General features: G+C 40.1%; 7 protein-coding genes and 2 tRNA genes. 7 read left to right on the forward strand and 2 right to left on the reverse strand.

Features of this window, described 5'->3' with window-relative positions:
* Nucleotides 1-51: 51 nt before the first annotated feature.
* Nucleotides 52-144 (forward strand) — tRNA-Ser (locus ACR2PX_RS15210).
* Between the two features lie 51 nt (nt 145-195).
* Here ACR2PX_RS15210 and ACR2PX_RS15215 read toward each other — a convergent pair.
* Nucleotides 196-1191, reverse strand: a complete 996-nt coding sequence (locus ACR2PX_RS15215) for a phage integrase (protein ID WP_434000203.1) — start codon at nt 1189-1191, stop codon at nt 196-198.
* A gap of 93 nt (nt 1192-1284) precedes the next feature.
* Here ACR2PX_RS15215 and ACR2PX_RS15220 point away from each other — a divergent pair, with 93 nt between their 5' ends.
* Both ACR2PX_RS15220 and ACR2PX_RS15225 read left to right on the forward strand, forming a co-directional pair.
* Nucleotides 1285-1587 (forward strand): hypothetical protein, encoded by a 303-nt coding sequence (locus ACR2PX_RS15220; RefSeq protein WP_434000204.1) that lies wholly within the window; start codon nt 1285-1287, stop codon nt 1585-1587.
* 131 nt (nt 1588-1718) lie between these two features.
* Entirely contained in the window at nt 1719-3026 is a 1308-nt protein-coding gene (locus ACR2PX_RS15225) for a hypothetical protein (protein WP_434000205.1), read from the forward strand.
* A 31-nt stretch (nt 3027-3057) separates the two neighbouring features.
* Here the strand turns inward: ACR2PX_RS15225 and ACR2PX_RS15230 are convergent, their stop codons facing one another.
* Nucleotides 3058-3285, reverse strand: a complete 228-nt coding sequence (locus tag ACR2PX_RS15230) for a hypothetical protein (RefSeq protein WP_434000206.1) — start codon at nt 3283-3285, stop codon at nt 3058-3060.
* Nucleotides 3286-3967: 682 nt separating this feature from the next.
* Between ACR2PX_RS15230 and ACR2PX_RS15235 the strand changes: the two genes are divergently transcribed.
* The 4 genes from ACR2PX_RS15235 to ACR2PX_RS15250 all read left to right on the forward strand — a co-directional run bounded on the left by ACR2PX_RS15235 (nt 3968) and on the right by ACR2PX_RS15250 (nt 10102).
* The gene (locus tag ACR2PX_RS15235) at nt 3968-6472 is read left to right on the forward strand and encodes a hypothetical protein (RefSeq protein WP_434000207.1); all 2505 of its coding nucleotides are present in this window, start codon (nt 3968-3970) and stop codon (nt 6470-6472) included.
* Between the two features lie 15 nt (nt 6473-6487).
* Entirely contained in the window at nt 6488-8278 is a 1791-nt protein-coding gene (locus tag ACR2PX_RS15240) for a DUF2357 domain-containing protein (protein ID WP_434000208.1), read from the forward strand.
* A gap of 548 nt (nt 8279-8826) precedes the next feature.
* Nucleotides 8827-8903 (forward strand) — tRNA-Arg (locus tag ACR2PX_RS15245).
* Nucleotides 8904-9187: 284 nt separating this feature from the next.
* Nucleotides 9188-10102, forward strand: coding sequence for an alpha/beta hydrolase (locus tag ACR2PX_RS15250; protein WP_434000209.1), 915 nt, complete (start codon nt 9188-9190; stop codon nt 10100-10102).
* Nucleotides 10103-10127: the final 25 nt, after the last annotated feature.

Consider the following 10127-nt stretch of genomic DNA (forward strand, 5'->3'; position numbering starts at 1 on the left):
CGGACGCGCCATTTGAAAATAACGACAAATGTCGTTAGCATAGATTGCAACGGTGAGGTGGCCGAGTGGCTGAAGGCGCTCCCCTGCTAAGGGAGTATACGGTTTGTAGCCGTATCGAGGGTTCGAATCCCTCCCTCACCGCCATTTCCTTTCTCTAAGTTGCTGATTCTGCAACGATTTATTTTCCTAGAAATCTTAACTTTCCTCGTGTGTCCACGAAGTGTCCATTTTATTCAATGGGTTCAAGCGTACGGCATCTGTCAGATGATCTTTGCTGAATTTCGCATACTTCACAGTCATCTTGATGTCTGAGTGTCCGAGGATGGTTTGCAGTACTCGTATGTTGCCACCGTTCATCATGAAGTGACTGGCAAAGGTATGTCTGAGAACGTGGCTTGCCTGACCTCTGATCGTTCGTACTCCGCACCTCAATAAAGCCCGTCTGAACGATTCCTGGCTGTTGGTGAACTCGCCTTTCTCCTTTATATGCTGCTTCACCTCCTGAAACAGTTCTGGGTCTAGCGGGATCACACGGTTTTTCTTTGACTTGGTGTAGGTCAGGTAAACCTGATTATCCTTGAAGTGGTGATCTTTCCGGCTCTCGATTTCTCCCCATCTGGCTCCAGTGGCAAGGCAAGCCTTGGTGATTATATAAACGTGCTTATTTATGCAGTTCTGGCGAATGTCCTGAAACAGAATGTGGATCTCATCACTGGTGAGATAGATCAGTTCCTTCTCATGGATTCTGACCTTTTCGACAGACTGTAGCGGATTGCTATAGCCAATAATGCTGTTCCTGCTCAGGAAGTTAAAAACGGCGTTCACATAGCCCAGAATGTTGTTCAGAGTTTTGTCTCCCATTCCTTCATCCCTTTTCAGCTTCTTATAGTGATGCCAGTCACGGGCGGTCATGGTTTTGGCTACGAGGTTGCCTATGGCTTCACAGAAGCGCATCAGGTTTCGCTTAGTACGCTCATTGTCTGCCAGTTCTGCACCTCTGGCCTCGTACCAGATCTCTATCAGCTCATTCAGTCGGCGGTCGTCTTTCTCGACTTTGCTCTTATTCTTGTTGGCGATTTTCTCGTCCCGAAACTGAATGCATTCCAGTTTTGTATTGGCGGTGTGGCGGAATCGCTTCTCACCAATGCGGAAATCTATTTTCCATTGGTTGCCTATCTTTTTTATGGCCATGTTTATGCAGTCTTGGGATATCAGTTAGCTGTTGTTTTTAAAGTACTTTTCCTGATTTTTTAGACAAGTTTTTTACCGTTTGGTTCTCTGTTAATGAAGGAAAAAGTCTGGTATTTGCAGGTTGAAAGTGAATTTTCATCATTGCCTTGGATGCCGTTGTGCTTGGCTTGTTTTTGCGGCGATTTTCCCATCGCCTCAAAAAAAGACGACAGCACGACGGCAAGGTTCCGAGGCAATAATGAAAATTTTTCATGCGGTTTTTGGTTGTTGTTAGTCAGTATGTGTCGTCCGATACTCGGTTGTTGCAGCCCTCAAAAATGCGGTGTATTACTGCAACTAATGGCGCTTGATTTTGTGGCAGAGAAAGGGTTCGAGAGCAGAGAAAGCTCTTTCTGACCTCTTCACTGATTAACCCATTCTGTGCGTGGCTGCAAAGCGCAGCGCAGCCTGCACAGGCAGACGTTCCTGTAGCACGTCTTATAAAAGAAGTAGTAGAAAACATTTTGGTTATAAGAGAAGGATTTCTTATGAAACATTTAGAAAGATACGAACTTTCAGAGGATATGGCGTCCACTACTCCCAACGACAAAGGGTTGCTATTCATTCATCCAAAGTTTGGAAAGGTTGCGGATCTCTATCAGGAGAACTTTCAGATTGTCGGCACCTATGTAGATACTCTCAGGCAACTCTACAGAGGGGCAATGAATCTGAATTTTCTGACAGACTGTGAACATGCCATTGAATACGGTGAAAAGTGTTTTCGATTTCTGGGGTATGACTGGCTCATTGGCAAAAGCTCAAAAGTATCGGGTTATCAGTTCAGGCTCCAGAACAACCAGTTAGGAGTCATCATCTTTTTCAAGATGTTCCATTCAAAAGCCGAAAGTATCGGCTCTCATCTGAAAATAGAATGCTCCCCCTGGTTCCTTGATAACAGACCACCAAAGAAGGTAGATCAGTTTCTCGACAAGATTGCCGCAAGAATACTCAAGTGTGCAGAACCTCACTATCCAGCCATCCACCTTGCGGTAGATATGCAGGGATGGAAACCAGATAACGACCTGTCAGAGAGAATGGTCTGTCGCTCAAAGCGTATAGCTCAGTTCAATGGTATAGATAAGGCTGAGTTTCATTTCTCAGAAATATCCAGCATCTATGATCGTTCTCAGTCGTTTAAATTTGGTTCTCCCAGTGCTGTTCAGCTTGCAATCTACAACAAAACCATACAGGCCAGAACCATCGACAAATTTGATTACATGGAGCATAAGTGGAATGAATCTACGAAGCTAAAAAATGGTAGCTCCGGCTACGATTCTGAACAGGATGTATTCAGAGTAGAACTGCGTTTTCATCACTCCGTGATCGAACAATTTGCTCTTGGTACCTGTAATGCAGAGACAGGTGAAATCGGTGTAAAAATGAACACTTACTCAGATATCATCAATCACATACAAGCGCTATGGGGCTACGGTCTGAAGTCCTTCAAGCTCAAATTCAACAGTAACTACATCGATCCCATCTGGTCAATTCTTCAAGACGACATTATGTTCAGGTTTCCTGAGCCAAGTTATACCGACAACCTGCACTATAAGCGGTACTACAAGAAAGCTACATCATTCAGCGGGAAAAACTACCAGCTGTATTTGGGTAATTTCCTGTCTGCCTGCGCCAGAAAAGCAGAACCCTTCACAAAGGTGTTGAGGGAATTACAGCGAAGCATGATCTGGGAAGATATAGCTCTACATTATGAAAGAAAGCAGACAACAGAGAATCAGCTGATAGAGCGTCTTAAAGACTCTTATCAGGAACGTATTCTCATGGGAGTATCCGTATAGAAAAAAGAAAGGGAGCGAACTCCCTTTCAGGTTACTTCTTGCGGGATGAGGATGCCTGAGGCTCATCTTGAGTCTTCAGCTGCTCATCGAGAATTGCTTTGATAGCGACCAGTTCTTCAACCTCTGCGTTATAGCTCTCACGGATCACTTTGGTCGTGTATTGAGACAGTTGAGCAATTTCGTGTCGCTTATTTTCCAGCTGATTTTTGGTCAGGTGGATTAATGTGCAAAGCATTGAGTTAGTGAGTGTTGTTTTCATGATGTTTACCTCTCTTTTGAATGTAATTTGTTCAAGGCTGACGAGAGGTCGGATCAAATAATTGTTTTCACTTAAAATGTGATCAGAATTTTTGAGTAAGATCGATGTCAGACAAAATTACCAATATTCAAAAGTGAGGTAGTGGGGAGGTAGAAAACAATACGGATAAGATACTGCTCATATACATCAGCCGTGAACGGAGAAAAAAAGCTGAAGTATCTCTGTTGTAAAGGTAATTTTACTAATAAGATATAGAGCTCTCTGGCTAGGAGAGGTAGTATTGCTCTAGATTTTTACTAGATAGTAGACCGCTTCTACGCCATCATGGTGAGCCAAGCCTTAGTTTTCAAGAAATGGTTGAAGGGGCGGTAGCGTAGATAAACTTGCTACGTATTCATGAATAACGACGATTTCGATGGGTATATGTTTTTCTTCTGATTTCTATTAACTAATTTTTAGTGTGTTTTTTTAGAAAATGCAATTAAGTGTAGTTTTGCAAGTTTAAATATAATTAGAAATTAATATTTAAAGGTATGCCATGTTTAAGGTGTTTTGTTTTTATTGGTTTTTATTTGGAAGAATAAAAACGATATTTTAAAGGTTAAGACTAGTGAGAAATGATATCAAAATTTCTATTGTGTTTTAGCTATGTTGATTTTAATTGTAAGATAAGGTGAATAGGATGTACGACACTACAGGAAAAGAATTACTTGTTGTCAAAGATACTGCCTTGGGCTCTCCTGATAAAGGTACTGTAAAAATAGTATTTACAAGAAGTATTCATGATGGAGTAATTGGCCTACCTGATGAAAAAGAGTTCCCCACAGGAGGAGTATGGATAAGTAAAGGATATGAGGATATCGATCAGAAATTTAAAGATGGTGAACTTTTTTTACTAGAAGGGTTTAGTTATCTTGATGATAGAGATCTTCAGGGGGGATCACAAAAGCATCACTCTCATTGGTCTACAGGGCATGCAGCAAAACCTCTTGAAACTAATCAAATGATCCCTGTTATTAATTCTAGCCTCCCTGACAAAAGTACAGGCCTGTGGGACTTTTTAGGTACCCCTCCACAAGGTGCATTCTTTATATTGAGTGAGAATAATGTTTATGGACCTTTTACTGCTGATGTTGTGGATGATGAAGTAACTGTAGCACCATCTTCACAAATGGCGCTTGGGTTACCAACGCACCATATAGCCATGATTAATCTTGATGAATTGCAAAATCAAGGAGTATTCATAAAGCATGGACTTTCATCAGAGGCTCAAGTTACTGCAGGATATGTGCCATCTATAAAAATATTATCACAAAAACTAAATCAAAAAATCACCCAGATAGATTACATAACAGATACGCAGCTAATAACATTTTTCTCGAAAAATAAATTTGGGAAAAGTAGTCCAAGCATTAGTCGAAAAGCAGCAGAAACATTAAAAAAGACGATAGGTGATATTTTAAGACGAGAAAAGCAGGCTAAAAATAATGAGCGGATAAATAGACTAAAAAAACTATTGGATCAATATTTAGAGGGGAGTGATGCTGGCGAGGTAATTGTTGATAACTACTTAAGAAGCTCTGCGGGAAAGGAGTTTCTTACAAGTTATATTAAAGAAAATCCAAGTATGGCGAATAATTATCTTCCAGAATTGAGTTCGAAAAAAGAAGCTTTGGAGATGGATATAAGGGATTTGTCTGCGAAGAAATTGAAGAAGGAGCAGGAGGCGGAATTATCTATTACTGAAGCAAAAGAAAAGGCTGAAGAGGAAATAAAACGAATAAAAGAAAAGTCTGATGATGAATTAAAAAAAGAAAGAAATAAGTTTATGGGGAATCTTGAAAAGGATATTCAAGATAAGCAAAAAGAACTAGAGGATTTGTCGACCAAACGTAGTGAAATGCTTGATGATATTGATCTTCTTGATAAGGCTCATGAGCTCAATGATAAAGTTAAGTTTCTAGAGTGGAGAGAGATTGGTTTAAGGGATACAGTAAAGGCACAAGAAGCAAAATTAAAAAGCCCTGATCTGCCAAAAGAGATGACTGAAATAAAAACTATATTAGATCTTTTGCAAGGGCATTCATACAATAGAGAAAATAATAAAGTAAATTATCTTCCAGCGAAAATAATGGGTAATCTGCCAGATGCAGGATCTAGTTTAATACAGGCTTTTGTAGAAAAATTTGATGATCGTGGTCGAGAGTTTTCCTTTGAAGAAATGGCCAACATTATAATTACCACACAACAATCTTTTCTCACTGTATTTAAAGGTCTGCCTGGTGCTGGTAAAACATCTACAGCAATCAGGTTGGCGAAAGCTCATGGGTTGTTAGAGAATGAAAATGACACCTCTAATTTCTTGAATATTCCCGTCAGTAGAGGATGGGTATCAGGAAGGGACTTTATAGGTTTTTACAATAGTTTGAAGGGGATTTATCAACCATCTAAAACAGGGCTTTACCAATTTTTACAGCACAGTAAAGAGAAAGGAGTCAACAACTCTCTCAGGATGGTTCTTCTTGATGAGGCTAATCTTAGCCCTATAGAGCACTACTGGTCAGATTTTTTAGCCATGTGTGATGGTGAAGGGCGAAATCGACTTATTGATACAGGAATGCATGGCGAGGAGCGGTATCTAACTTCTGGCAACAATCTTAGATTTATAGCAACAATCAATAATGATCATACGACAGAACCTCTTTCGCCTAGATTGTGTGACCGTGTTCCAGTGATATCTATGGATATTCCACAGCTTTCATCACAAACTGAAGGTGATTCCTTTTCATTAAGTGGAGCTGTTCCATATGAGCAGCTTGAGACCTTTTTTGGCTTGCCAAATGAGATGCTAGAAGATGAACCTCTTGTGCTGACTAGCTTTTATGACATATTAGAGAAAAAAGACAAAAATTTTGGTAATCCAGTAACCGTTAGTAAGCGAAAAAGAAATGCAATGTCAGCGTATTACGAGGTCGCTTGCAGATATATGGATAGAAAATATGCAGCTGATTTTGCAATCTCACAGCATGCACTGCCATTGATAAATGGTTATGGAAAGCAGTTCAAGGATCGCTTGGAAAAATTGAGAGATCACGCAGCACAAAACAATCTCTCCAGAACATCGGAGCTTTTAGAAGGCATTTTGATAGATGGTGATGCCTACGTTGGAAGTTATAACTTCTTCTAGGGAGCTCGTTTAACTATGGAACTTTATGTAGAGGTTCTGGATGGAAAAAGAAAGGGTTATCGATTTGCTCTGCCTGTAGGTGAAGATCAGGTAGTGACAGAATCTTTCCCCTTTGTTCTTGAAAGTGAGGCTCTTGCTTTTTTTCTGAAATTAGATGAACCATGTAAATGCGTATCTCTTTGTATAGGTGAATTGACCTACGCTTTCTCACAGGGTAGAAACTCTGATTTCCTAGAATATGAATTACTTCCAGCATACAGGAAAAATGGTAAGCGAGAGGCTCTATTTTTTAATTATTTTGGCATGGCTTTTCTAGGGTTGCATATTGAAACTGAAGAGCATGCAGAAGTTTTAGAAGTTGGTCCTGTAGAGGTTTTGGCAAGAAAAGTCACAGCAACTCAAGCTGAAAGAATGATTGATTTCATTTTGACAGAAACTAACGGACAGCTTCATAAAGAATTTGGAGCAAAAAAATTACATGCTTCTGCCGCAGAAGGGGGGGAAAGACCCCAGAAAGTGGTTGAGCAGTTATTAAAAGATACTGAAATACTTGAGGAAATATCACAGCACATATTGCATCGTCCGTTAAAAGCACTTGCATCTAATCTAACAATTAAAGGGGGAAAAGAAGTCGATGTCTTGCATGAGCAAGGTATTACCTGGCTAATGGAAAATCTATCTGTACTCGAGGAAACTGATGATAGAGACAGAGCTCATTTAATATTTGATAATAGAGCATATCATGCTGTTGAATTACAAACAGCAGTGATGCAGGATCATACTGATATATATGAAAACCGTGTGCTTCATAATTATCTTGAAAATCTGTTGAATTTTAGTCAAGAAGTTCTTGATAACTATAGTCAAAGTGATACAAGTAAGGCGCATAACTCTCATCAAGATTATGTTAGTTTTTTTTCTTGCATGAAGTCATGGATGCATAAAATTAATAGTCATCATGTAACGATTATTCAAAATTGTCGAAGGCGTCTCGCAAAAATACAGTCTATTTATCAAAGATATTTACCAGTGAAGCATTCTGAAGAAGGTATGCCAAAAATCACGGCAAAAGTTAGAGGTAATAGGCACTATTTATTGCTCTTTAGAATGATTATAAGTTGGTATCAGAATAACTTAGTGGATTGGAGATCACATCAGCTGTTTTTGGCGATTAACGCGATGCCCAAGCTATTTGAGTACTATACCGTTTTAAGGGTGAAGCGCTGGTGCATTGAAAGCAGTAATGCGGAGTACAATAAACCTATCGGTAGTATGTGGAGAGGAAACATATACGATAAAGATATTTCTTTATTTTATGAACCTCTTTATTGGATGGTTGGTCACTCAAATGCTGGTGAGATTGTTAATACAGAGCATAGATCGGAAGTTAGTTCTCGTAGTGATAGGCTTGGAAAATCTAGAAACTATGAATATTCCAGAAGATCACCTGATATTGTCCTTGAGGTCAAGGAGGAGGGTAAGGCAAGCATATTATTAGTATTGGATGCTAAGTACACATCAAGGAGTCTTGCCTTCAATCAGTATCTACCAGATTGTACAATGAAATATGTACATGGACTTTCTGGTTGGGATAGTAGGCAAGCAGTTAAAGCTATGATAATTCTATACCCTGATGTAGATGATAAATTTATGGATCTTCATGTAGCTCCTTTCAATGTTTTTGGTCAATATTCACAAATTCCAGCTTTGGGTGCACAAGCACTATCTCTATCACCTTTAAGTGCAACTAAGGGTATAGGGTTTGAAGCTTTACTTGAACGACTTGTTGAGGTTTGTGAGGGCTGAAGTTATTTGAGAGGGCTGTTCATGTAATTTGATAAGCTCTAACTAATCTCTATGTATATTAGTGCTTGCTAAATTAAAGGGATGTGCGCTTTTTATGTAGAGTAAAAGTTGCACATCCCTTTTTTCTACTCGATCCTAGACTTCTTATCTGAAGAGATGCTTGATTGCAGATTCATGTGCTTAAGTACTATACATTCCAAAATTTGTCGTATAGTATCCGCACCACTGCTTGAGAGCAGTTGCTGGGTGCCAGAGAGATCGGTTTTTTAGTCCGTGAAAGGTGTCCAAAAAGTGTCCACAAAATTGACCAATAATGAATTTTATTGACTTAATCGGACGCGTTGATATAGATTTACGGCTCCTAAGTGATTGATTTACTTAGAAGTTGTAGTGATGGAGAAGGATTCGAATCCCTCCCTCACCGCCATTTAATTTCCTAATGCTTTCAAGCGTAAGTGGAATTAAAAAACCTTAGAGCTCAAATATTGAAGTCAAAACGACTTCAATTAATCTCTCTTTCAAAGGAATCTCAGATTCCAAGTCGATACGCGCTCGTAGCTCAGCTGGATAGAGTACCTGGCTACGAACCAGGCGGTCGGAGGTTCGAATCCTCCCGAGCGCGCCAATAAAGAAAAAAGCCGGATCTTTTGATCCGGCTTTTTTTTGTTAACAAGAATACTTCAGATAGCGGCTTCTTTGATCATTTCCTTCCATTGAAAAAGTGAGTTTAATGTTGATGGGTGAGTCGTTGTATTCCGTTATGTCGATAATCCAGTGAGGCAGCCTCTGTCAATGTTGCACTGAATAAGCGAGTGGACTTGACAGAATTTCCAGTATCCTGTGAAACTGCTTATCTGTCGTATGTCGTATGTCGTATGTCGTATGTCGTATGTCGTTCAGAAAATAATAATGATAAAAAACATCACTCAGACTATTTTTGTTCTCCTTCTACTCGCTCTCACTGTCATACTTTCTGCAGCCTGGTACTTTTCCCATCAACTGATGTATCCAGACAGCTATCCCTGTAATCAAGAGCATTACGTATTCTGTGGGTCTCCGTCTGAGATCGGATTGAGTTATGAAGATGTTTCTCTGGAAGCATCGGATGGCCTTCAGCTGAAGGGATGGTTTATTCCAGGTTTGAAAGGTCATCAGGGTATTGTCATGATACATGGCAGGGGAGCCACGCGTCATGAAGGGTTAAGGGACTCAATAGCATTGCATGAACAGGGGTTCAGTCTGCTTCTGATTGATCTGCGCAACTCAGGTTCCAGTCAAAAGTCGTTTAACTCCATGGGCTTTCATGAGGTCAAGGATGTTCATGCTAGCGTGAAATATCTTCAAGATAGAGGGGTTTCTAATATTGGAGTCGTAGGTTACTCCATGGGCGCTACTACCTCTATCATGGCTATGTCTGAGAATGAGCAGATCAAGGCAGGTTGGTTTGATGCCGGCTTTTTCGATCTGAATACGATCATTCTTGAGGCCGGAGAGAGGGATTTTAATCTACCTAAAATGAACTGGTTCAGTGGTCTGGTTAGGTTCTTTTATGAGTGGCGTGGTGATTTGGAAACAGCCCGATCTGCGCCGGTTAATGTGATCTCTAAAATCTCACCCAGGCCCGTAATGATTGTGCATGGGAAGGCTGACAGAGTTGTAGATGTTAGTCATGGAGAAAGGCTCTACAAGGCTGCTAAAGAGCCCAAAAGCTTGTGGATTGTCCCTGAAGGGCGTCACACGCGCACCTGGCAGGCAGATAGGGAGAAGTCCTCAAGATTAATTGGAGAGTTTTTCAATAAAAGTCTGTCTGACTCAGGAGTGTAAAATGTGAAATAGCCTCAAAATTGAG

It is taken from the genome of Endozoicomonas sp. (genome assembly GCF_051008435.1).
GTDB lineage: Bacteria > Pseudomonadota > Gammaproteobacteria > Pseudomonadales > Endozoicomonadaceae > Endozoicomonas_A.

Coding starts and splice junctions, on each gene's coding strand:
- ACR2PX_RS15240 (WP_434000208.1), top strand. CDS start 6,488: ATGGAACTTTATGTAGAGGTTCTGGATGGAAAAAGAAAGGGTTATCGA.
- ACR2PX_RS15220 (WP_434000204.1), top strand. CDS start 1,285: ATGAAGGAAAAAGTCTGGTATTTGCAGGTTGAAAGTGAATTTTCATCA.
- ACR2PX_RS15225 (WP_434000205.1), top strand. CDS start 1,719: ATGAAACATTTAGAAAGATACGAACTTTCAGAGGATATGGCGTCCACT.
- ACR2PX_RS15235 (WP_434000207.1), top strand. CDS start 3,968: ATGTACGACACTACAGGAAAAGAATTACTTGTTGTCAAAGATACTGCC.
- ACR2PX_RS15230 (WP_434000206.1), bottom strand. CDS start 3,285: ATGAAAACAACACTCACTAACTCAATGCTTTGCACATTAATCCACCTG.
- ACR2PX_RS15250 (WP_434000209.1), top strand. CDS start 9,188: ATGATAAAAAACATCACTCAGACTATTTTTGTTCTCCTTCTACTCGCT.
- ACR2PX_RS15215 (WP_434000203.1), bottom strand. CDS start 1,191: ATGGCCATAAAAAAGATAGGCAACCAATGGAAAATAGATTTCCGCATT.